This window comes from Kribbella sp. NBC_00662 (genome assembly GCF_041430295.1).
Classification (GTDB): Bacteria; Actinomycetota; Actinomycetes; order Propionibacteriales; family Kribbellaceae; genus Kribbella.
Window position 1 is genome coordinate 3,401,883 of record NZ_CP109029.1, and the last position, 21,874, is coordinate 3,423,756.

19 protein-coding genes are annotated in these 21,874 nt (G+C 68.6%); 13 read left to right on the plus strand and 6 right to left on the minus strand.

The window, feature by feature from the left end; translation table 11 throughout:
• Positions 1-14: 14 nt before the first annotated feature.
• From pcrA to OHA10_RS17225, 4 genes are all read left to right on the plus strand, one after another.
• Entirely contained in the window at positions 15-2,330 is a 2,316-nt protein-coding gene (pcrA, locus tag OHA10_RS17210; RefSeq protein ID WP_371407217.1) for a DNA helicase PcrA, read from the plus strand.
• A 107-nt stretch (positions 2,331-2,437) separates the two neighbouring features.
• A complete protein-coding gene (locus OHA10_RS17215) occupies positions 2,438-2,998 on the plus strand; it encodes a hypothetical protein (RefSeq protein WP_371407218.1) in 561 nt (186 codons plus the stop codon).
• Positions 2,999-3,037: 39 nt separating this feature from the next.
• A complete protein-coding gene (locus tag OHA10_RS17220) occupies positions 3,038-3,721 on the plus strand; it encodes a TetR/AcrR family transcriptional regulator (protein WP_371407219.1) in 684 nt (227 codons plus the stop codon).
• Positions 3,722-3,805: 84 nt separating this feature from the next.
• Complete coding sequence (locus OHA10_RS17225; RefSeq protein ID WP_371407220.1) at positions 3,806-4,786, plus strand: NAD(P)-dependent alcohol dehydrogenase; 981 nt, start codon at positions 3,806-3,808, stop codon at positions 4,784-4,786.
• On the opposite strand, the gene OHA10_RS17230 is transcribed toward OHA10_RS17225, so the two are convergent.
• The 4 genes from OHA10_RS17230 to OHA10_RS17245 all read right to left on the minus strand — a co-directional run bounded on the left by OHA10_RS17230 (position 4,776) and on the right by OHA10_RS17245 (position 8,594).
• On the minus strand, positions 4,776-6,056 hold the full coding sequence (locus tag OHA10_RS17230; RefSeq protein ID WP_371407221.1) for a lanthionine synthetase LanC family protein: 1,281 nt from the start codon (positions 6,054-6,056) through the stop codon (positions 4,776-4,778). The genes OHA10_RS17225 and OHA10_RS17230 overlap by 11 nt on opposite strands.
• Positions 6,053-6,571, minus strand: a complete 519-nt coding sequence (locus OHA10_RS17235; RefSeq protein ID WP_371407222.1) for a DUF6886 family protein — start codon at positions 6,569-6,571, stop codon at positions 6,053-6,055. Before OHA10_RS17235 ends, OHA10_RS17230 begins: the two co-directional genes overlap by 4 nt.
• A 43-nt stretch (positions 6,572-6,614) precedes the next feature.
• Positions 6,615-7,520 carry a M23 family metallopeptidase gene (locus OHA10_RS17240; RefSeq protein ID WP_371407223.1) on the minus strand — a complete coding sequence of 302 codons (906 nt, stop codon included), beginning with the start codon at positions 7,518-7,520 and terminating at the stop codon, positions 6,615-6,617.
• Positions 7,521-7,739: 219 nt separating this feature from the next.
• Entirely contained in the window at positions 7,740-8,594 is an 855-nt protein-coding gene (locus OHA10_RS17245; RefSeq protein ID WP_371407224.1) for an esterase/lipase family protein, read from the minus strand.
• 135 nt (positions 8,595-8,729) lie between these two features.
• Between OHA10_RS17245 and OHA10_RS17250 the strand changes: the two genes are divergently transcribed.
• The 4 genes from OHA10_RS17250 (at position 8,730) to OHA10_RS17265 (ending at position 12,836) form a co-directional block, all read left to right on the plus strand.
• Positions 8,730-9,149, plus strand: a complete 420-nt coding sequence (locus OHA10_RS17250; RefSeq protein WP_134105392.1) for a cobalamin B12-binding domain-containing protein — start codon at positions 8,730-8,732, stop codon at positions 9,147-9,149.
• A 342-nt stretch (positions 9,150-9,491) separates the two neighbouring features.
• Positions 9,492-10,817, plus strand: coding sequence for an ABC transporter substrate-binding protein (locus OHA10_RS17255; RefSeq protein ID WP_371407225.1), 1,326 nt, complete (start codon positions 9,492-9,494; stop codon positions 10,815-10,817).
• A 196-nt stretch (positions 10,818-11,013) separates the two neighbouring features.
• Positions 11,014-11,982, plus strand: a complete 969-nt coding sequence (locus OHA10_RS17260) for a carbohydrate ABC transporter permease (RefSeq protein WP_371407957.1) — start codon at positions 11,014-11,016, stop codon at positions 11,980-11,982.
• Complete coding sequence (locus tag OHA10_RS17265) at positions 11,982-12,836, plus strand: carbohydrate ABC transporter permease (RefSeq protein ID WP_371407226.1); 855 nt, start codon at positions 11,982-11,984, stop codon at positions 12,834-12,836. The genes OHA10_RS17260 and OHA10_RS17265 overlap by 1 nt, the downstream gene beginning before the upstream one ends.
• Before the next feature lie 186 nt (positions 12,837-13,022).
• On the opposite strand, the gene OHA10_RS17270 is transcribed toward OHA10_RS17265, so the two are convergent.
• Positions 13,023-14,660: a glycoside hydrolase family 13 protein gene (locus tag OHA10_RS17270; protein WP_371407227.1), complete on the minus strand. Its 1,638-nt coding sequence runs from the start codon at positions 14,658-14,660 to the stop codon at positions 13,023-13,025.
• A gap of 128 nt (positions 14,661-14,788) precedes the next feature.
• Between OHA10_RS17270 and sucC the strand changes: the two genes are divergently transcribed.
• Positions 14,789-15,961, plus strand: coding sequence for an ADP-forming succinate--CoA ligase subunit beta (gene sucC / locus OHA10_RS17275; protein WP_371407228.1), 1,173 nt, complete (start codon positions 14,789-14,791; stop codon positions 15,959-15,961).
• Positions 15,962-15,975: 14 nt separating this feature from the next.
• Positions 15,976-16,866 (plus strand): succinate--CoA ligase subunit alpha, encoded by an 891-nt coding sequence (gene sucD, locus OHA10_RS17280; RefSeq protein WP_137252728.1) that lies wholly within the window; start codon positions 15,976-15,978, stop codon positions 16,864-16,866.
• A gap of 44 nt (positions 16,867-16,910) precedes the next feature.
• On the opposite strand, the gene OHA10_RS17285 is transcribed toward sucD, so the two are convergent.
• A complete protein-coding gene (locus OHA10_RS17285; RefSeq protein WP_371407229.1) occupies positions 16,911-18,245 on the minus strand; it encodes a hypothetical protein in 1,335 nt (444 codons plus the stop codon).
• 175 nt (positions 18,246-18,420) lie between these two features.
• Here OHA10_RS17285 and OHA10_RS17290 point away from each other — a divergent pair, with 175 nt between their 5' ends.
• The 3 genes from OHA10_RS17290 to purH are packed head-to-tail and all read left to right on the plus strand — an operon-like array spanning position 18,421 to position 21,864.
• Positions 18,421-19,671, plus strand: a complete 1,251-nt coding sequence (locus tag OHA10_RS17290) for a DUF6350 family protein (protein WP_371407230.1) — start codon at positions 18,421-18,423, stop codon at positions 19,669-19,671.
• 10 nt (positions 19,672-19,681) lie between these two features.
• Entirely contained in the window at positions 19,682-20,308 is a 627-nt protein-coding gene (gene purN, locus OHA10_RS17295) for a phosphoribosylglycinamide formyltransferase (protein ID WP_371407231.1), read from the plus strand.
• Positions 20,305-21,864, plus strand: a complete 1,560-nt coding sequence (gene purH / locus OHA10_RS17300) for a bifunctional phosphoribosylaminoimidazolecarboxamide formyltransferase/IMP cyclohydrolase (protein ID WP_371407232.1) — start codon at positions 20,305-20,307, stop codon at positions 21,862-21,864. Before purN ends, purH begins: the two co-directional genes overlap by 4 nt.
• The last annotated feature ends 10 nt before the right edge of the window (positions 21,865-21,874 follow it).

Genomic DNA, 21,874 nt, shown 5'->3' on the forward strand with positions numbered 1-21,874 from the left:
TAAGGTGTTGAGTGATGACTACGCTGTTCTCGCCTGATGAGCTCCCAGTGCCGCTGGAGGAGCCGAAGACGTCGCGCACCGACCCGGATTCGCTGCTCGAGGGGCTGAATCCGCAGCAGCGCGCGGCCGTGGTGCACAGCGGCAAGCCGCTGCTGGTGGTCGCCGGTGCGGGCTCGGGCAAGACCCGGGTGCTGACCCGGCGGATCGCCTATCTGCTGGCGGCCCGTGACGCGCACCCAGGATCGATCCTCGCGATCACGTTCACCAACAAGGCCGCCGCGGAGATGCGGGAGCGGGTGGTGGAGCTGGTCGGCCCGCGGGCGAAGCTGATGTGGGTCTCGACGTTCCACAGTTCGTGTGTCCGGATCCTCCGCCGCGACATCAAGCGGTTCGGGATCAGCTCGACGTTCTCGATCTACGACGACACCGACTCGCGCCGGCTGATGACGCTGGTCTGTCGCGAGCTCGACCTCGACGTCAAGCGGTACAACCCGCGCGCCGTGCTGAACTGGATCAGCACCCAGAAGAACGAGCTGATCGACCACGAGACGGCCGCGGCGAAGGCCGAGAACCATCTCGAGGAGACGTACGCCGAGTGCTACCGGACGTACCAGGAGCGCCTCGCCCAGGCGAACGCGCTGGACTTCGACGACCTGCTGATGACCACGGTCAACCTGCTGCAGGCCTTCCCCGAAGTCCGCGAGTACTACCGCCGCCGCTTCCGTCACGTGCTCGTCGACGAGTACCAGGACACCAACCACGCGCAGTACACCCTGATCCGCGAGCTCTGCGGCGAGGATCCGGCTGACTACAACGGCCCGACGGCGCCGCCGGCCGAGCTGATGGTGGTCGGCGACTCCGACCAGTCGATCTACGCCTTCCGCGGCGCGACGATCCGCAACATCCTCGCCTTCGAGGAGGACTTCGCCGGCGCCGAGACGATCCTGCTCGAGCAGAACTACCGCTCGACCCAGACGATCCTGTCCGCGGCCAACGCGGTGATCGCCCGCAACGAGGGCCGGATGGCGAAGAACCTCTGGTCCGACCAGGGCCAGGGCGAGCAGATCGCGGTGTACGTCGCCGACAACGAGCACGACGAGGCGCAGTTCGTCGCGGACGAGATCGACCGGCTCACCGACGCCGACGGGATCAAGCCGTCCGACGTCGCGGTGTTCTACCGGACCAACGCGCAGTCCCGGGTCTTCGAAGAGGTCTTCATCCGCACCGGCCATCCGTACAAGGTGGTCGGCGGCGTCCGGTTCTACGAGCGCAAGGAGGTCCGCGACGCGCTCGCGTACCTGCGCGTGCTGACCAACCCCGAGGACACCGTCTCGCTGCGCCGGATCATGAACGAGCCGAAGCGCGGGATCGGTGACCGGGCCGAGGCGGCGATCGAGTCGCTGGCGGCCCGCGAGCGGATCTCGTTCGCGGCCGCGATGCGCCGGGCCGAGGAGGCGCCGGCGATGGCCTCGCGCTCGGTGAACGCCGTACAGGCCTTCGTCGACATCCTCGACGAGCTGACCGCGATGGTCGACTCGGGTGCGCCGCCGGACGACATCCTCGACGTCGCACTGCACCGCTCGGGGTACTACGAGACGCTGCAGAAGTCGCCGGATCCGCAGGACGAGACCCGCCTGGAGAACCTGGACGAGTTCATCTCGGTCGCCCGCGAATTCGTCGAGGAGCGGACGGCGGCCGGCGAAGCCGCCGATCTGCAGGCGTTCCTGGAGCGCGTCGCGCTGGTCGCCGACGCGGACCAGATCCCGGACGCGGCGACCGACGGCGTGGTCACGCTGATGACGTTGCACACCGCGAAGGGCCTGGAGTTCCCGGTCGTGTTCCTGACCGGCATGGAGGACGGCGTCTTCCCGCACTCGCGTTCGCTGACCGACCTGAAGGAGCTCGAGGAGGAGCGCCGGCTCGCGTACGTCGGCATCACCCGGGCCCGGCAGCGGCTGGCGATCTCGCGGGCCGCGGTGCGTTCGGCGTACGGCGCTCCGCAGCACAACCCGCCGTCGCGGTTCCTGGAGGAGATCCCGGGCGAGCTGCTCGACTGGCGGCGCGACGAGTCCGCGATCACCCGCTGGTCGGGGACCGGGACGGTCCGCGGCAGCGGCATCCCGAGCCGGTACGAGCCGACCCGCCGCAGTTCCTCCGACAAGCCGGTGATCAGCCTCAACCCGGGCGACCGCGTCGTGCACGACACGTTCGGGATGGGCACGGTCGTCGTGGTCCGGGGCGAAGGCCAGCAGGCGCAGGCCGACATCGACTTCGGCTCCGAGGGCGTCAAGCGGCTGCTGCTGCGGTACGCGCCGGTGGAGAAGATCTGAGTCGGTAAGGCAAGTCCGCGTCAACCTTTCGGACGTTTGCGTTGCATATCAGCCGGAGATTGAGACAATCAAGGATCTTCGGCCCCTCCCCGGAAGCGTCCTCCCTCATGTCCAAGTCGGCTGGCAACAACCGCCGGATCATCCTGGCGGGGGCCAACCCTGGGCTGCGGCTGTTCGACGAGAACGGCAAGGTGACGGCGTACGCCTCGATCTGGATGGTCGACTGGTCCATCCGCGGCTCGGGTACTGCGGTCGTGCTGTGGTTCGACGGGATCGTCCGGGTGGTCTCCGAGGACGTCGACCTCGCCTCCTGGCTGGAGCGGTACTTCGTCCGCTCGTTCCTCGAGGTGCAGGGGCTGCCGTGGCACGAGCCGGCCGTCGAGCGGGACCTGGTCCAGGTCTCGATGAACCTCGCCGACGGGCTGAGCGCGAAGGCGGCCGACATCCAGATCGAGATGGGTGGCGTGCTTGACCGACGGCTGTTCGCGACCGACAACTTCCAGCTGGCCGACGGGAACCACAGTCTCAGCCTGGTGATCGCGCCGGTCCGGTCGGCGACGGTGTCGATCGGCGGTGCATCGGTGCCGGGCTTCGTGCAGGTCGACGGGTCGCCGGACAAGCCCGGCTCGTCGGCGTTCCTCACCACCGCCGAAGTCTGGCAGCGCTGACCCCTTACGCTGTACGAATCAGCGTTTGGAGGGGTAACAGTGGCTAGTCAGGCGCCGGCGCCGCGGACACCGCTGAGCCGGGACCGGGTACTGCGGGCCGCGGTCGAGATCGCCGACGCGGACGGCCTCGACGCGGTCACGATGCGCCGGATCGGCGAAGCGCTCGACGCCGAGGCGATGTCGCTGTACTACCACGTCGCGAACAAGAACGACCTCCTCGACGGCATCGTCGACGTCCTGATGGCCGAGCTCAACGAGGCGGTCGACCGCCTGGTCGTGGTCAACGACTGGAAGGCCGCGATGCGGCACCGCATCCTCACTGCGCGGGCCGTGCTGCTGCGGCACCCGTGGGCGCCACGACTGCTGGAGAGCCGTACGACGATGCGCCCGGCGGTCGTGATCTATCACGACCGGCTCGTCGGACTGATGCGATCGGGCGGGTTCTCGTACGACCTCGCTCACCACGCCCTGCACGCGCTCGGCAGCCGGGCGCTCGGCTTCAGCCAGGAACTGTTCGACCCGGCGAACGCGAACCCGAACCCGGACGCCGACGCGCGGATGCTCGCCGACCTGGCCGAGCAGGTGCCGAACCTGGCCGGCATGCTCGCCGAGGTCGCGCACGACGACCCCGACTCGACGATCGGCTGGTGCGACGACCAGGAAGAGTTCGAGTTCGCCCTCGACCTGATCCTCGACGGCCTCGACCGGCTGGCCTCCCGCTAGAACCTCCCGCGCTCCCACCCCTTGACGTTTCTTACGCCGTAAGTCAGCCTGACGACGTAAGACTTACAACGTAAGGGGCGGATCATGAAGGCCATCGTTCAAGACACCTACGGCTCACCCGACGTCCTCCGCTTCGCCGACGTCGACACCCCGACGCCGACCGGCGACCAGGTCCTCGTTCGTGTCCACGCGGCCGCGCTCAACGCCCGCGACTGGCACGTCCTGCGCGGCGACCCGTACATTGCCCGCCCGTCGCGCGACCTCGGCCGGCGCCGCCCGAACGACCGCATCCGCGGCACCGACTTCGCCGGCACCGTGGAAGCCGTCGGCCCCGCGGTCACCCGCCTCCAGCCCGGCGACGAGGTGTACGGCGACGCCGCCGGCGCCTTCGCGGAGTACGTCTGCGCCCCCGAGCACCGGGTCGAACGCAAGCCCGCCAACCTCACCTTCGAGCAGGCCGCCGCGATTCCGCTCGCCGGGCAGACCGCGCTGATCGGCATCCGTGACGTGGCCGAACTCCAACCAGGCAACGAGATCCTGATCAACGGCGCCTCCGGCGGCGTCGGTACCTTCGCGGTCCAGCTGGCCAAGGTGTACGGCGCCAACGTCACCGGTGTCTGCAGTTGGCGCAACCTCGAGCTGGTCCGATCCGCCGGAGCCGACGAGCTGATCGACTACACCACATCAGACTTCGCCCGGTCGGATCGCCGGTACGACGTCGTCCTCGACCTGGTCGGCAACCGGTCACTGCGCGAGCTGCGTCGCGTGCTCGCACCCGGCGGTCTGCTGATCCTCTCCGGCGGCGGCATCTTCACCGGCGGCAGCCTTTTCGGCCCGATGGGCTTGATGATCCGAGGCGCCCTACTGTCACCGTTCGTCGGACACCGCATCGTCAGACTCGCCGTCCAGTCGGACAGCAAACACCTGGAGACCCTGCGCGAGTTTGCCGAGGCAGGCAAGCTCGTGCCGATCATCGACCGGACGTACCCGTTGGCCGCGACGGCCGACGCGATGCGTTACCTGGAAGGCGAACACGCCCGCGCGAAGGTCGTCGTCACCGTCTGAGCGCCCACCAGTTGTCCATCCGCTCGACGACCCGCTGATCGCCGCCCAGCACCCGCTGGAGCCGGAACAGGTACGCCGCGATCCCGGCAGCACCCTGCATCCAGCCGACGCCGGGCGGCAGCAGCGGATCCTCGTTGCGGTGCTCGATGAATCGCCAGTAAGCGTGGCTGCCCTCGCGATGAGCGTGATCGAGCAGCGTGTCACCCATCAGTACGGCGAACTCCAGGTCCTGGCCGTCGCCGGTGTCCAGGAACGCGTCGCCGACGCCCGCGGTACCGCAGCAGCGGCCGTCGTTGTCCCAGAAGCCGGGGTGCAGTCGCTCGGGGATCCCGGAGTACCGGACGCTGTCGAGGCAACGGCGGTGCCAGGTCGCCGGGGTTTCACCTGCTACCTGCTTCACGTCGGCGTACTCGAGTGCGTTGAACAGCAACGCCGTCCCCGCGCCGCCGTGGCACCAGTTGTAGGTGAACTCGTCGCCGTGCCGCTCGGCCCACGGAATCACCCGCGCGACCCGGAATCCCTTGTCGTCGTTGATCCCGATGCTGACCAGATGCTCGGCGCCGCGCTGTGCCACGTCGATGAGCTCGGGCCGGCCCAGCTCCACGCCCGCCACCGCCAGCGCCGTCGCGATCCCGGCCAGGCCGTGGGTGAAGTTCGGCATCTCGGTTGGCTCGTCGGACCGGAACCGCCGCGACACGAACTGCCAGTTCACCCCGGTCGGCAGCTCTTCTCTCTCGCCCAGCACCACGTCGGCCGCATGCGAAGCAAGCGCAGCGGCGTCTTCGCCACCACGCATCGCCCACAGCCCGCCGAGAAGGACGGCGGCAGCGCCGAGGGTGACATCGTTCGCGAACGCGCCCGGCTCGTACCGCGGTTCGTCGAGGAACTTCTCCGGCCAGCCGTCATCGGTCCCGAGCTCCCGGATTCGTTGCAGGGCGGTGTCCGTACCCGGCTCGTCGAGTGCGGTCAGGACTCCGATCGAGCTGACCAGACCGTCGAAGAACGTGGTCGACCTGTCCTTCGGGATGACGGTGCGGATGCGGTCGGCGATCCCCGTCGCCAGGTCCTGTTCGGCCGTCGTCCACGGCCGGGTCAGTCGGATCTCCGCCAACGTGTAGGCGAGCCCGCCGATGCCGCTGTGCATGCCGTCGATGTACTCGACGGGTTTCTCGCCGCCCCCGGCCTCGGGGATCCACGGCCCGTCGTCGTCCCAGCGGACCTGGTTACGCACCCAGGCCCAGGCCGCCTCGGCCACGTCACCGTAGGTCATGGCTTCGCGTTCCGCATCCGGATGCCGCTCCACTCGAGCGTGCTGGCGATTGCCTCGGCCCAGAAGTCGCGCAGCCGAGGCAGGACGCGCAACTGGATGCCGGCCTCGTCATGGAGTGCGAACAGGTCGCCGACGCGTTCGGCCGGGCCGAGCGGCTTGACCTCGGTCGTGGCGACGACCGCGGCGTCATGCTGGACGAACTCGTCGGCCGGGAGCCGGTACGCGTACAGCTCGACCGAGCGGATCGCGTCCAGCCAGCCGTACTCGACGGCGTGCACGCGGGTGCCGGAGCCGGCGCCGATGATGCGGTCGCGGTCCTCGGGAGTCGTCGCGGGGCCCACCCACGCCATCGCGCGGGGGCACTGCCGCGGGAACCAGTAGTCGGGGGCGCGGTCGTGGCCGACAGCCCAGACGTACGGCGTGACCTTGCCGTTCGTCCTCGCGACGTACGGACGGAAGGTCGTGATCGTCGGATCTTCGGAGAAATGCAGGACTTCGCCGGCAGCCGGGCGCATGCGCCGCAGCTTAGCCCCGGGGCCAGGTCGCTGCTCGGGTTTACTAGCCGGCGGTGTACGGGTTGAGGCCGCAGTGGTTGCGGAGCCACGGGTCCGGGTCGACCGCTTCGCCGCCGTCCGGGTGTACTTCGAAGTGCAGGTGCGGGCCGGTCGTGTTGCCGGTCATCCCGACCGCGCCGACCTGGTCACCGGCGTACACGGTCTCGCCGACCGACACGCTGAACTTCGACATGTGGTTGTACCAGGTGACGGTGCCGTCCTCGTGCCGGACCTGGACCTGACGCCCGTACGGACCGGCCCAGTCGGCGAAGATCACCACGCCCTTCATGACGGCGCCGATCCGGGTGCCGATCGGGGCGGCGAAGTCGAGGCCGGTGTGGTTGTGGGCCCAGCGGCTGCCGCCCTGACCGAAGGTCGCGGTGATGTGGTAGCCGGTCAGCATGATCTGGCAGCGGGTGGCCGACTCGCGGGCGGTCTTCTCGGCCAGCTCGGCCTTCGCCTTCGCGACGGCCAGGGCGCTCGCGCGCTTCGCGGTCAGTGCCTGGGTGGCGGTCAGCTTCGCGGCGCGAGCCTTGGCCAGCTGCGCGGCGGCGGACTGCTTCTTGGTGGTTGCCGTGTCGGCCAGCTGGACCCGGGAGGAGTCACGGGTGGCGAGCTGGCGGGCCTGGATGCGTGCCGTGGTGATGCCGGACAGTTGCTGACCGCTGTCCAGGCTCAGCGCGGCAAGGTTCACCGCGGAGTTCGCCTGGGTCGGTGACGCCAGTGAGCTGTGGCTGAAGCCGACAGCTCCGGCGGCCGCGGCGAGCGCGGCGGTCAGTCCGACGATCTGGCTACTGCTGGGGGTGTTACGCCTGGCGACGCGATGCTTGGCACTGTGACGTCCTGCGCCGGGTTTGCGCGCAGCGTTGCCGGGCGTGACGCGGTCTCCCGCGGCACGGTGCTGGGACACAACGTGGCCTTTCGGTCACAGGGGAGGGGCTTTGGGGCGAGCTAGGGAGGCTCGTCCCATCCCTTGCGGGGGTTTATTCCCGCTAGGGACCTGACGCACGATAACGGATCAGTCACGGGGCCACAAACCCTGTCCCGGCGTTTTCCACGTCTCCTTCACGAAACCTTTGCATGCGCGCCTGCACGTGCATCCGCCGCGAGCGCCCAGAAAGCTTCCCGATCAGGCAGTTTTGGGCTGTTCGTCGAGGTGGGCCAGCATCCCGGTGATCTGATGCACGACCTCGCCGTGGAACGGCAGCGACAGGTGGCCGACCCCGTGTACCCGGACATTGCTCGCCAGCAGGTCGGCGTGCCGGATCCGGGCCCGCCGCTGCGGCACGATCAGCTGGTCGACGTCGCTGTAGAACGCGACGAACCGGGTCCGGCAGTCCGGCGCCGGCTCGGCCAGCTCGGCCATCAGGTCGCTGTCCGGCCGGACCTGTTTCACCAGCGGCCACGGCAGCAGCTTCGCCGCGATCGTGCCCTGGTGCGGCGTACCGAGCGTGACGCAGGTGTGCACCCGTTCGTCCCCGCCGAGCCGCTGGACGTAGTACCGCGCGATCAGTCCGCCCAGGCTGTGCCCGATCACATGGATCTGGTCCGACCCGGACTCCTCGCAGATCGCCTCGATCTCCCGCCCCATCCGCTCAGCGGTACGACGGACGTCGAGCGTCAGCGGCGAGTACGAGAACGTGTGGATGCTACTGAATCCGCGCCGGGTCAGCTGTCGGCGCATCAGCGCGAAGATCGTGTGGTTGTCGATGATCCCGTGCGCCAGCAGGATCGGCGTACCGGCGGCGCGGACGTCGCTGACCAGCAGGCCGCGCTGCGCGGGACCGAGGCCGGCCAGGTTCAACCGGGACGGGAGTGCGCGCTGCGTGCCGCCGACCAGGCCGAGCGGATACATCGCGAGGTGTGTGGTCAGCCAGCCGAGCTCGACGGCCGCGCCCTGCAGCACGCTGGGCGAGAGCGCGGAGCGGGCGCCGTACGCGAGTCCGTCCAGCGCGCCGCGGAGGTCGTCCTGCCAGGAACCCATGGGCGACTCCTCACAAAAACCAGACCCCCCGATTGGTCCGATCCCTTTCCACGGTAACCGGTTCCCGTTCCGCGTGGCGGGGAACACACGCCTCCGTGTCTTATCCGTGAGGTTCTCACCGGTTAGCCTGCGAGCATGCCTGCTACGAGCCCGTTGCGCGTCGTCGTCGCCAAGCCCGGTCTGGACGGTCACGACCGCGGCGCCAAGGTCGTGGCCCGCGCGCTGCGGGACGCCGGCATGGAGGTCATCTACACCGGACTGCACCAGACCCCGGAGCAGATCGTCGAGACGGCGATCGCCGAGGACGCCGACGCGATCGGCCTGTCGGTGCTCTCCGGAGCGCACATGACGCTGTTCAAGCGGGTCCGTGAGCTGCTGGCCGAGCGGGACGCCGAGGACATCGTGGTGTTCGGCGGCGGGATCATCCCGGACGCCGACCTGCAGCCGCTGGCCGAGCTGGGCGTACACAAGATCTTCACCCCGGGCGCGACCACCACCGAGATCGTCGAGTGGGTCCGCGGCAACGTCGGCGACGCGTCGGCCTCACCGGCCTGAAAAGGCCGCCGTACCGCTACCGGAGTCCCGGATCCGCTCCGGAGCGTGATGGCGACTGCCCGGAGTCGTTCTGAACAGTCCTGCCCGGTTCAGTCAGGTTACTAATCGGTAATACCGAATCGTTAGGAAATGCCCGGTTGTGCGGGCTTCCCAAACGCGGTCGCATACAGCCATGCGGCTGTCCGTTTCAGAGACCGTCGAGCCGGGTTGTGTGTGGCACAGAGCACACCGGCCCACTCTCGGTTACTGTCCGGACAGGGCGGATCGCAGTGCGGTGGGGGACTGTGAACCCCGCTGACGCAGACCCAAAGCGACGTCCCATCGGGAGAGGGCAGGTAAACGATGAGGTTTGAACGATCACACACACGCAAGGCGGCGTTCCTTGCCGTCGCAAGCAGCCTGGCGCTGCTCGCAACGGCGTGTGGCGGTGACGACGGAAGCAGTGGCAGCGGGGGCAGTTCGTCGGCCAACGCGCTCGAGGGCCGAGGACCGATCACCCTTGCCAGCGGCAAGGACACGTCCGGAAACCTGCAGAACCAGCTCAACGCCTGGAACGCGGCTCACCCGACCGAGAAGGTGGAGCTCAAGGAGCTTCCCGACGACGCGGACGCGCAGCGGCAGCAGATGGTCCAGAACGCACAGAACCAGTCCGACGCGTACAGCGTGCTGGTGATGGACGTGGTCTGGACGTCCGAGTTCGCCGCCAACCAGTGGATCACCCAGATCCCCGAGGACAAGGTGCCCGACCTGGGCAAGCTGGTCCCGGCGACGGTGGAGACCGCGAAGTACCGCGACAAGCTGTACGGCGTGCCGATCACCTCCGACGGTGGTCTGCTCTACTACCGCAAGGACCTGCTGACGGCGGCCGGTATCACCGACCCGCCGAAGACCTGGGACGAGCTGCTGGCCGACTGCCAGAAGGTCGCCGCGACCCCGGGCGGCAAGGGCATGAACTGCTACGCGGGCCAGTTCGAGAAGTACGAGGGCCTGACGGTCAACTTCTCCGAGGCGATCAACTCCGCGGGCGGCTCGATCGTCGACAAGGACGGCAAGCCGGACGTCGACACCCCGGAGGCACTGGCCGGCGCGCAGGAGCTGCAGAACGGCTTCAAGACCGGCGCGATCCCGAAGGCCGCGATCACCTACAAGGAAGAGGAGAGCCGGCGCGCGTTCCAGGACGGCAAGCTGCTGTTCCTGCGCAACTGGCCCTACGTCTACTCGCTGGCGAACAAGACCGACGGTTCGTCGAAGGTCGCCGGCAAGTTCGCGGTCGCGCCGTTGCCGGGCAAGTCCGGCCCGGGCGTCTCGTCGCTGGGTGGTCACGACTACGCGATCAGCTCGTTCGCCAAGAACAAGGCGACCGCGGTCGACTTCATCAACTTCATGGCCAGTGAGGCGCAGCAGAAGGACAACCTCACCAAGACGTCGCTGGCGCCGACCTGGGCCTCGCTGTACGACGACCCGGCGCTGGCCAAGCAGTTCCCGTACCTCCCCCAGCTGAAGGCCTCGATCGCGTCCGCGCAGCCGCGGCCGCGCGTGGTCAAGTACGGCGACGTGACGGCAGCGATCCAGCAGACGGCGTACGACATCTTGAGTAAGCCGGCGACGGATCCCAAGACGGCCCTGGCCGATCTGCAGACCAAGCTGCAATCGCTCATCACGCAATGACCGATGTGCCGGGGCCGGTGCGCGGTGAGACAGTGACCGCGTACCGGCCCCGGCCAGTCCCTGCCCGGGTTCGCCCGGGAAGCAAAAGGAGGCGCAGGTGACTGCAACCGCGCCGGTCGCAGAACGGCCGGCCAAGGAACCGAAGCAACCGAAGCGACCGCAACGGTTCAACGAGGGCACCGGCCGGCTCGCCGCGCTGCTGCTCTCCCCGACGCTGCTCGTGCTCGGGCTCGTCGTACTGTTCCCGATCATCTCGGCATTGCGTGAGTCGTTGTTCACGAGTGGCACGAAGCTCGACGAGAACGGCTTCATCGTCAAGGGTTCGACGTTCGTCGGGCTCGACAACTACCTGGACATCTTCAAGGGCGACACCGGCGACCGGTTCTGGAACGCGTTCTACAACACGACGTTCTTCACCGTGGTCTGTGTCGTGCTGGAGACCGTGCTCGGCGTCGCGATGGCGCTGATCATGCACAAGGCTTTCAAGGGCCGCGGCATCGTGCGGGCCAGCATCCTGGTCCCGTGGGCGATCCCGACCGTCGTGTCGGCGCTGCTGTGGAAGTGGATCTTCCAGGCCGACGGCATCGCCAACCAACTGATCGGCACCCAGGTGCTGTGGTCCACCGAGGGCTGGCAGTCCAAGATGTCGGTGATCATCGCCGACACCTGGAAGACGGCACCGTTCATCGGCCTGCTGGTCCTCGCAGGTCTGCAGACCATCCCGGCCGAGGTGTACGAGGCGGCCAAGGTCGACGGCGCGAGTGTCTGGAAGACGTTCACCCGAATCACGCTGCCACTGGTGAAGCCGGCACTGCTGGTGGCAGTGCTGTTCCGGATCCTCGACACGCTGCGGATCTTCGACCTGCCGTTCGTGCTGGTCGGCCCGCACAAGGACTCGGTCGAGACCTTGTCGATGCTCGCGTACGACGAAGCGTTCAATACCAGATATGGGCCGGCGGCCGCCTATGCGACGGTGCTGTTCATCTACGTCGCCGTGGTCGCCTATGCCTTCGTGAAGATCCTCGGAGCTGACGTGATCGGTGAAGCCCGGGCCCGCAAGCCCGGTGGCGGTGGCGGCGGCAAGCGCTGGCGCAAGAAGAACGCGGCGAAGGGCTCGACCGACACCTCGGTCGGCGCTGTCGCCGTGGGCGGAGGTGGAAGGTAATGGCTGCCGTAGCTCCCCAGCCGGCCGAGGCCGGCCCGCTGCGCCGGTGGGCGCCGCTCGCCGGTGTCGCGCTGATCGTGATCTACTGCCTGGCGCCGTTCTACTGGATGGTCGTTTCGGCGCTGCGCCGGCCGTCCGACCAGTTCTCCAACGAGATCATCCCGTCGCCGATCTCGATCCAGAACTTCAAGGATGTCTTCGCCGGCTCGAACGGTTTCGGCCGGGGCCTGCTGAACAGCCTGATCGTGGCCGGCACCGTGACGATCCTGACGCTGATCATCGGCATGGTCGCCGCGTACACGCTGGCCAGGCTGGACTTCAAGTTCAAGAACGTCGTACTGGCGATCATCATCACCACGTCGATGTTCCCGGGCATCTCGCTGGTGATCCCGCTGCTGAAGCTGTTCATCGACATCAAGTGGATCAACACCTACCAGGCGATGATCGTGCCCAGCCTGTCGTTCGCACTGCCGCTGGCGGTGTGGAACCTGACCTCGTTCTTCCGGCAGATGCCCCAGGAGCTCGAGCAGGCGGCGATGGTGGACGGGTGTACGCCGGCGCAGGCGTTCCGCAAGGTCATCATCCCGTTGGCCGCGCCCGGTGTGTTCACGACCGCGATCATCACGTTCATCGCGGCCTGGAACGAGTTCCTGATCGCACTGAGCATGACCAACAAGAAGTCGATCCAGACGGCGAACGTGATCATCTCGCAGTTCACCGGTACGACCGGCCGGGACCAACCGTTCGGCAGCCAGATGGCCGCCGGTGTGGTGGTCACGATCCCGCTCGTCATCGCCGTACTGCTGTTCCAGCGCCGTATCGTCGCCGGCCTGACGGCAGGCGGCGTGAAGTGAGCTGGCGGGACCGGCAGGACCGGGATCGCCGCGACCGTGAGGACCGGGACCGGCGGGATCGTGAGGACCGCGACCGCCGCGACCGTGAGGATCGGGACCGGCGGGACCGGGAGGATCGGGACCGCAGGCGGTACAGCTAGCAACGAGAACGGCCGGAGCCTTCGGGCTCCGGCCGTTCTCGTTGGATCAGACTTCGAGCCAGACGGTGGTGTCCACCGGCAGTACCCCGTCTTCCAGTGGCTCGCTGGCGAGCAGCACCTGCTGGTGCGGCGGCAGGGTGACCGGTGAGTCGCTGATGTTCACCACGCAGCGGAAGCCCGGCTCGCGGGTGAACGAGAGCACGCCGGCCGGGGCATCCGCGTCCCAGACCAGGCGGCCTTCACCGAGGGCAGGGTGGTCGCGGCGGATGCGGAGTGCCGCCTTGTAGAGGTTCAGATGGCTGTCGGGCTGGCCGGCCTGCGACTCCGCGGTCAGACCGACCCAGTCGGCGGGCTGCGGGAGCCAGGGCTGGCCGGTGCCAGGGCCGAAGCCGAACGGCGGCTGCGTGCCGGACCACGGGATCGGTACCCGGCAGCCGTCGCGGCCGCGAACGGTGTGGCCGGAACGCTCCCAGGTGGGATCGTCGAGCACGTCTTCCGGCAGGTCCTCCACCTCGGGCAGCCCGAGCTCATCGCCTTGGTAGATGTACGCGCCGCCCGGCAACGCCAGCTCGAGCAGTGCAGCGGCCCGCGCACGTCGCAGTCCGAGCTGCAGATCGGTCGGTACGACGCCCGCGCCCTCCAGCGCATCCCGCTTGTCGCGGCCGTACCGCGTGCGGTGCCGGATGGTGTCGTGGTTGCTCAGCACCCACGTCGCCGGTGCACCGACCGCCCACAGGTTCTCGGTGGTGTGGTCGATGACCTCACGCAGTTCCTTCGCGTCCCACGTGGCGCGCAGCGCGTCGAAGTTGAACGCCGACTGCAGTTCGTCCGGTCGCACGTACTGCGCCAGTCGCTCTGCCGGCGACAGCCATGCCTCCGCCACGAAGACCCGGGCGCCCTGCGGCGTATCGGCGTACTCGTCGGCGATCGCACGCCAGCGCTGGTGGATGGTGTGCACACGGGGCTGGTCGTAGAACGGGTTCCCGACGTACTTCTCCCGCGTCGGCTCACCGTTGTGCAGCGGTACGTCGGGCAGCGTCGCGTCCTTGGCCATCGAATCGGCCACGTCGATCCGGAACCCGTCGACGCCGCGGTCGAACCAGAACCGCAGGATCGCGTCGAACTCCTCGATCACCTTCGGGTTGTCCCAGTTCCAGTCCGGCTGGGAGATGTCGAACAGGTGCAGGTACCACTGCCCGTCGTCGATCTGCTGCCAGGCGCCGCCGCCGAACGCGGCCGGCCAGTTGGTCGGCGGGCCGCCGTCCTTGGAGTCCCGGAACCAGAACAGGTCGCGCTCCGGAGAGCCCTTGCCCGCCGCCAGCGCGGCCTTGAACCACGGGTGCTCCCAGGAGCAGTGGTTCGGCACCAGGTCGATCAGGATCCGCAGGCCCAGCGCGTGCGCCTCGGCGATCAGCGCGTCGGCGTCCGCCAGCGTCCCGAACTCCGGGTTGATGTCGCGGTAGTCGGCCACGTCGTACCCGCCGTCGAGCAGCGGGGACGGGTACCAGGGGCTGATCCAGATCGCATCGACGCCGAGATCGGCGAGGTACGGCAGCCGGGCGCGGATGCCGTTCACGTCGCCGGTCCCGTCGCCGTCGGCGTCGGCGAACGAACGCGGGTACACCTGGTAGACGACGGCGCTACGCCACCAGTCGTCAGCTGGTCTGGTTGCTGGATCACTCATGTGACCTAGCCTGACACGAGAGGCCGGGGAGGTTGTGATGGTCGTCTCAGCCAGGACCCCGGCTGTTGCTCCGGTCACCAGGGTGGCTAGTGTCAGGAGCCCGTACAGGCGAGAGAGGGACCACACTCGTGGATCTGATGGAATTCCAGGCGAAGACGGTCTTCGCCAAGCACGGAGTGCGGACGACCGTGGGTGCGGTCGTCACGACTCCGGAGGAAGCCCGCGCGGCGGCCGAGAAGATCGGCGGCCGGGTGGTCGTGAAGGCCCAGGTCAAGACCGGTGGGCGCGGCAAGGCAGGCGGCGTCAAGCTGGCCTCGAGCCCGGACGAGGCGGAGGAGAAGGCCCGCGAGATCCTCGGTCTGGACATCAAGGGTCACGTCGTCAAGATCCTGAACATCGTCCCGGCCGCGGCGATCGCCGAGGAGTACTACTTCTCGTTCCTGGTCGACCGGGCCAACCGCAACTACCTCTGCATCGCCTCCGCCGCCGGCGGGATGGAGATCGAAGAGGTCGCGCACACCAACCCGGACGCGGTCGCGCAGATCTCGATCGACCCGGCCACCGGCGTCGACGAGGCGAAGGCCCGCGAGATCGCGGAGGCCGCGAAGTACCCGGCCGACGTGATCGACGCCGTCGTACCGGAGATCGTCAAGCTGTACGAGGTGTTCATCGCCGAGGACGCGTCGCTGGTCGAGGTGAACCCGCTGGTCAAGCTCGAGGACGGGAACGTCGAGGCACTCGACGGCAAGGTCACGCTGGACGAGAACGCTGACTTCCGGCACCCGGACCACGCCGAGTTCGAGGACGTCTCGGCGGCCGACCCGCTGGAGGCGGCGGCCAAGGCCAAGGGCCTGAACTACGTGAAGCTGGACGGTTCGGTCGGCATCATCGGCAACGGGGCGGGCCTGGTCATGTCCACGCTCGACGTCGTGGCGTACGCCGGTGCGGAGTTCGGCGGCCAGAAGCCGGCCAACTTCCTCGACATCGGCGGCGGCGCCTCGGCCGAGGTGATGGCGAACGGTCTGGAGATCATCATCTCCGACCCGCAGGTGCAGAGCGTGTTCGTGAACGTCTTCGGCGGCATCACCGCCTGCGACGCGGTTGCCAACGGCATCGTCCAGGCGTTCGAGCTGCTCGCCAGCCGCGGTGAGGCCGTCACCAAGCCGCTGGTCGTCCGGCTGGACGGCAACAACGCCGAGGAGGGCCGCCGGATCCTCGACGAGGCCGGCCTGGCCGGTCTGGAGCGGGTCGACACGATGGACGGCGCCGCCAAGCGCGCCGCCGAGCTGGCTGCGAAGTAAGGGATCGCCGAACAATGTCTATCTTCCTGACCAAGGACAGCAAGGTCATCGTCCAGGGCATGACCGGCTCCGAGGGCACCAAGCACACCACCCGGATGCTTGCCTCGGGCACCAACATCGTCGGCGGCGTGAACCCGCGCAAGGCGGGCCAGAGCCAGGACTTCGACGGCAAGTCGGTCGCGGTGTTCGGCACCGTCGCGGACGCGGTCAAGGAGACCGGCGCGAACGTGTCGGTCATCTTCGTCCCGCCGAAGTTCACCAAGGACGCCGTACTGGAGGCCGTCGAGGCCGAGGTGCCGCTGGTCGTGGTGATCACCGAGGGTGTGCCGGTGCACGACACCGCCGCGTTCTTCGCCGCCGCGCAGGCGTCCGGCAAGACCCGGATCATCGGCCCGAACTGCCCCGGCATCATCACCCCGGGCGAGTCGAATGCCGGCATCATCCCGGCCGACATCGCCGGCCAGGGCCGGATCGGTCTGGTGTCGAAGTCGGGCACGCTGACGTACCAGATGATGTACGAGCTGCGGGACTTCGGGTTCTCGTCGGCGATCGGGATCGGCGGTGACCCGATCATCGGGACCACGCACATCGATGCGCTGAAGGCGTTCCAGGACGACCCGGACACCGACGCGATCGTGATGATCGGTGAGATCGGCGGTGACGCCGAGGAGCGGGCGGCGGCGTTCATCAAGGAGAACGTGACCAAGCCGGTCGTCGGCTACGTGGCCGGGTTCACCGCGCCGGAGGGCAAGACGATGGGCCACGCGGGCGCGATCGTGTCCGGCTCGTCCGGTACGGCGGCCGCGAAGAAGGAGGCCCTCGAGGCCGTCGGCGTGAAGGTCGGCAAGACGCCGACCGAGACCGCCAACCTGATGCGCGAGATCATGCAGGGTCTGAGCAAGTAGTACTTCGGAAGCGGGGCCTGTTCCTCCGGGAGCAGGTCCCGCTTCTATTTGTAGGCGGCCGAGCGGTCGACGGCGCGGGCGACGGTCTCGTTGAACGCCGTGTCGGTGATGTCGAGCTCCTTCAGCACCGGGAACAGCACGTAGACCACCCGGTCCCCGGATCCGGCGACCCCGATCCGGTAGATGTACTTCTTCCCGTCACCGGTGTCGTACGTCGCCTTCCAGCTCTTGCCCTTGATCGTGCTGGTCTGGATGGTGCCGGTCGACTCGACCTGGGCGTTCGAGACGTTCTTCTCGCAGGTGTCGACGTTCTTGCGGATCTGGCTGACGTAGCTCGCCGCCGCGGTCGCGCTGGGGAACTTGGCGACCGTGTCGTCGAGACCGAACTCGGTCGGCACCTTCGCCTCCGGCGTCACGTACGTGACCGTGCCGAACTTCGTCGCCTTGGCCTTCTTGAAGTCGATCTTCTCGCAGCCGCCGCTGCTGTTGCCCTTGGCCGCCGGGGCGCTGACCCACGGCTTGTTGATCTCGTCGATCAGCGGCAGGTCGACCGAGGCCATGAACCCGGGCGCGTCGACGTTCGGCAGCAGGGCCGGCTTCGCGACCGCGGCGCCGGTGCCGCAGCCGCCGGACTGCGCGCAGACCTTCTTCGCCGCGGCGCTGGCCGTGGCCAGGACGGCGTCCGGCTTCGGCGGCGCGGCGGCCAGCGTGTCGTGCTCGACCACGATCGTGGCCTGGCCGGCCAGCGTGACCGCGACGGTCTTGTACTTCGTCTTGGCCGCGGGCACCTGACCGAACACGGCGATCACGCCGCGCTCGCCGACACCGGTGGTCACGTAGCCGGACGACAGCCGGGTCTGCGGAGCGGTGCACTGGCTCAGCCAGTGGACGACCGCGTTGTACGTCTTGAGCGCGGAGGCCTTGTCGTTCGACACCTCGACGTACTGGACGGCGGTGTCCTTGGTCGCGGCGTTCTGGAAGGTGCGGACCCAGGTCCGCAGGCCGGCCGGGTCGGCGAACCGCTGGGCCTGGCAGGCGAACACGGTGTCCGGCGCCGAGTTGCCGTCCGCGGTCTTGCTGACCGCCCAGGTGCCGGTCGCGCCGAGGGGTTTCACGCCGACGGCGTCGAGCAGCGCCTTGTCGTCGGCGAGCACGTTCGAGTCGGTCGGCTTGTCGTCGGACACGCTGCTGCCGGCCTTCGGGTCGGGCGTCTTGTCGCCGCCGAAGGCGTTCAGCGCGGCGACACCGCCGCCGCCGACCAGCACCACGACCGCTACACCGGCGGCGATCGTCTGGTTCCTTTTACGCGCCTTCTGCCGACGCGCCTCCCGGGCAGCGGCGCGACCGCCGCCGCGTGATGCACGGTGGGAACCGGCCAAAGCTCGACCTCCTGACTGATTCCACCCGACAGTACCGGGTAGACCAACGCCGCTCCCACTCCGCTACCACCTGCCGAACAGACCAGAACTGAGCGTGAGCAAGCGGGCTGAAGTCTCCCACATCCGGCGTGTCAGGACGAGTGGCATCCGGGTGCGGGGAGACCATGGGAGTCAGATGACCGACATGCTGAGCCGCCCGGGCCACCGGGACGGTGAATCGAGTGCTTCGCCCGCGTCGGAGATCGCCGCCCAGACCAAGCCGTTGGTCGTGTCGGCCGTGATCTCCGCCGGAGCCTGCCTGCTCACCGGTCTGCTCACGTGTGCCGCTGTCGCGGTGATCGGCTGGCTCGGCGCGACCTTCGGCGGCGCCTCCGGCGCGGTCCGGGCCGGTGCGTCGGCCTGGCTGGTGGCGCACAAGGCTGGTGTGACGATCGGCACGGGCCGGATCAGCGTCGCGCCGCTCGGTCTGACCCTGTTCTTCGCCTGGTGCCTGTACCGCGGCGGCAAGTCCGCGGCCCGCTCGAGCGCGGCCGATCGGACCAGGGACCTGATCTCGCTGGCCGGAGCGTTCGCGCTCGTCTACGGCCTCGGTGCGCTGGTCGTGGCGTTGCTCACGTCGGACGGCCCGCTCAAGGTGTCACCGCTGTCCGCGTTCCTCGGCGCGTTCTCGCTGGCGCTGATCGCCGGTGTCTGCGGAATTCTGGTCGAGTCCGGTGCGGCGGAAGACATCGCCGACGCGACACCGGCCGGTCTGCGGGACGTGGTTCCGGCGGCGTTGGCCGCAGTACTGACCGTGCTGGCGGTCGCCTCGCTGCTGTACGCCGTACTGCTCGCGACCCATTTTTCGCGGATCACCGGGATGCTCGAGCTGCTGGACGCGGGCGTGATCGGGTCGGTCGTGCTGTTCGCGATCTGCTTGATGCTGCTGCCGAACGTGGTGCTGTACGCCATGGCGTTCCTTGCGGGGCCCGGATTCCAGTTGGGGACCGGGACAACGATCGCGCCGACCGGGGTGGACGTCGGGAACCTGCCCGCGTTTCCGCTGCTGGCGGCGGTGCCGGCCGACGGCGCGACCCCGTCGTACCTGCTGGTGCTGACCGCATTGGTACCGCTGGTGGCCGGTGCGGTCGCCGGGCTGGTCGTCGTACGTCGAGGGCTGGTCCGGCGGGACTCCGACGTGCTGGGCTGGGACGCGTTCGCGCTGCGTGGGGCGATGGCGGCGCTGCTCGCGGGGATCATCATCTTCGCGTTGCTGGCGATGTCGGGTGGGTCGATCGGGCCGGGGCGGATGGCGTCGGTCGGGGTGCCGGGGGCGTTGCCGGCCGCCGGCGTCCTGGCTGCCGGGATGGCGATCGGGGCCGCGATCACGGCCGCCGTGGCCGCCTCCCGCCGACCGGCTGCGGAAGAGGCTGACGCGGAACGATAGGCTTCCCGCCGTGACTTCTGCTTCTGATTCCGCTTCTGCGCGCCTTGTCGTGCTCGTCTCGGGATCGGGATCGAACCTGCAGGCCCTGCTGGACGCCTGCGCGGACCCGGCGTACGGCGCCCAGGTGGTCGCCGTCGGCGCGGACCGCGAGGGGATCGCCGGCCTGGACCGGGCCGCGGCCGCCGGAGTGCCGACGTTCGTGCACAAGGTGAAGGCGTACGACGAGCGGGCGGACTGGGACCGGGCGCTGACCGCGTCGGTTCTCGAGTACAAGCCGGACCTGGTCGTCTCGGCGGGCTTCCTCAAGCTGGTCGGCGACGACTTCCTGGCGGCGTTCGGCGACCGGTACATCAACACCCACAACGCGCTGCTGCCGGCGTTCCCCGGGATCCACGGTCCGCGGGACGCGCTGGAGTACGGCGTGAAGGTCGCCGGGGCGACGCTGTTCTTCGTGGACGGCGGCGTCGACACCGGCCCGATCATCGCGCAGGTCGTCGTACCAGTTCTCGACGACGACACCGAAGAAGACCTGACCGAGCGGATCAAGGAGGTCGAACGCCGCCAGTTGGTGGAGTGGGTCGGCCGCCTGGTCCGTGAGGGCTGGACCATCACCGGACGAAAGGTTCGACTGAAGTGAGCACCGACCGCAGGCCGATCCGCCGGGCGCTGATCAGCGTCTACGACAAGACCGGTCTGGAGGAGCTCGCTTCCGCGCTGCATGCCGCCGGTGTGCAGATCGTCTCCACCGGTTCGACCGCGGCCCGGATCGCGGCAGCCGGCGTACCGGTGACGAAGGTCGAGGAGCTGACCGGATTCCCGGAGTGCCTGGACGGGCGGGTCAAGACGCTGCACCCGATGGTGCACGCCGGCCTGCTGGCCGACGTACGGCGGGACGAGCACGTCGAGCAGCTGCGCGAGATGCGGGTCGAGCCGTTCGAGCTGCTGGTGAGCAACCTGTATCCGTTCAGCGAGACGGTCGCTTCCGGGGCGTCGGTGGACGAGTGTGTGGAGCAGATCGACATCGGCGGTCCGTCGATGGTGCGCGGCGCGGCGAAGAACCACGCGAACGTGGCGGTCGTGACGTCGCCTTCGCAGTACGCGTCGGTTCATGCGTCGCTGGGTGAGGGTGGGTTCTCGCTCGAGGAGCGGGCTCGGCTGGCCGCTGCGGCGTTCGTGCACACGGCGGAGTACGACATCGCTGTCGCGTCGTGGATGGGGTCTGTGCTGACCGACAGCGGTGAGGGCTCGGGCTTCCCGGCGTGGGTCGGTTCGGCGTGGGACAAGTCCGCCGTACTGCGTTACGGCGAGAACCCGCATCAGCCGGCGGCGCTGTACTTGAACGGCCGGGGCGGGTTGGCTGCGGCTGAGCAGTTGCACGGTAAGGAGATGTCGTACAACAACTACGTCGACGCGGATGCGGCTCGGCGCACTGCCTATGACTTCAGCGAGCCTGCGGTTGCGATCATCAAGCACGCGAACCCCTGTGGAATTGCCGTGGGCAAGGACATCGCCGAGGCGCACCGCCGGGCGCACGAGTGCGACCCGGTGTCGGCGTACGGCGGTGTGATCGCGACGAACGCGCCGGTGTCGGTCGAGATGGCGAAGCAGGTCGCGGAGATCTTCACCGAGGTGCTGGTGGCGCCCGCTTATGAGGACGGCGCGGTCGAGATCCTGCAGGGCAAGAAGAACATCCGTCTGCTGGTGGCGCCGGCTGTCTCTTCGGACGAGACGGTCGAGATGCGCGCGATCAGCGGCGGCCTGCTGCTCCAGCACCGCGACCGCTTCCAGGCTCCCGGCGACGACCCGTCCGCGTGGACGCTTGCCGCTGGTCCCGCTGCCTCTGAGGACGTGCTGGCCGACCTCGCCTTCGCCTGGAAGGCCTGCCGCGCAGTCAAGTCGAACGCAATCCTCCTGGCCTCCGACGGCGCTTCGGTCGGAGTCGGCATGGGTCAGGTCAACCGAGTCGACTCCTGCCGCCTGGCCGTCTCCCGAGCAGGCGACCGCGCCTCCGGCTCCGTCGCCGCCTCCGACGCCTTCTTCCCCTTCCCCGACGGCCTCGAAGTCCTGATCGAAGGCGGCGTCAAGGCAGTTGTCCAACCAGGCGGCTCCATCCGAGACGAAGCAGCCATCGAAGCCGCCAACAAAGCCGGCATCACCATGTACTTCACCGGAACCCGCCACTTCTTCCACTAAACGCCCCCGC

Coding starts and splice junctions, on each gene's coding strand:
- pcrA (WP_371407217.1), top strand. CDS start 15: ATGACTACGCTGTTCTCGCCTGATGAGCTCCCAGTGCCGCTGGAGGAG.
- OHA10_RS17215 (WP_371407218.1), top strand. CDS start 2,438: ATGTCCAAGTCGGCTGGCAACAACCGCCGGATCATCCTGGCGGGGGCC.
- OHA10_RS17225 (WP_371407220.1), top strand. CDS start 3,806: ATGAAGGCCATCGTTCAAGACACCTACGGCTCACCCGACGTCCTCCGC.
- OHA10_RS17230 (WP_371407221.1), bottom strand. CDS start 6,056: ATGACCTACGGTGACGTGGCCGAGGCGGCCTGGGCCTGGGTGCGTAAC.
- OHA10_RS17235 (WP_371407222.1), bottom strand. CDS start 6,571: ATGCGCCCGGCTGCCGGCGAAGTCCTGCATTTCTCCGAAGATCCGACG.
- OHA10_RS17245 (WP_371407224.1), bottom strand. CDS start 8,594: ATGGGTTCCTGGCAGGACGACCTCCGCGGCGCGCTGGACGGACTCGCG.
- OHA10_RS17250 (WP_134105392.1), top strand. CDS start 8,730: ATGCCTGCTACGAGCCCGTTGCGCGTCGTCGTCGCCAAGCCCGGTCTG.
- OHA10_RS17255 (WP_371407225.1), top strand. CDS start 9,492: ATGAGGTTTGAACGATCACACACACGCAAGGCGGCGTTCCTTGCCGTC.
- OHA10_RS17265 (WP_371407226.1), top strand. CDS start 11,982: ATGGCTGCCGTAGCTCCCCAGCCGGCCGAGGCCGGCCCGCTGCGCCGG.
- OHA10_RS17270 (WP_371407227.1), bottom strand. CDS start 14,660: ATGAGTGATCCAGCAACCAGACCAGCTGACGACTGGTGGCGTAGCGCC.
- sucD (WP_137252728.1), top strand. CDS start 15,976: ATGTCTATCTTCCTGACCAAGGACAGCAAGGTCATCGTCCAGGGCATG.
- OHA10_RS17290 (WP_371407230.1), top strand. CDS start 18,421: ATGACCGACATGCTGAGCCGCCCGGGCCACCGGGACGGTGAATCGAGT.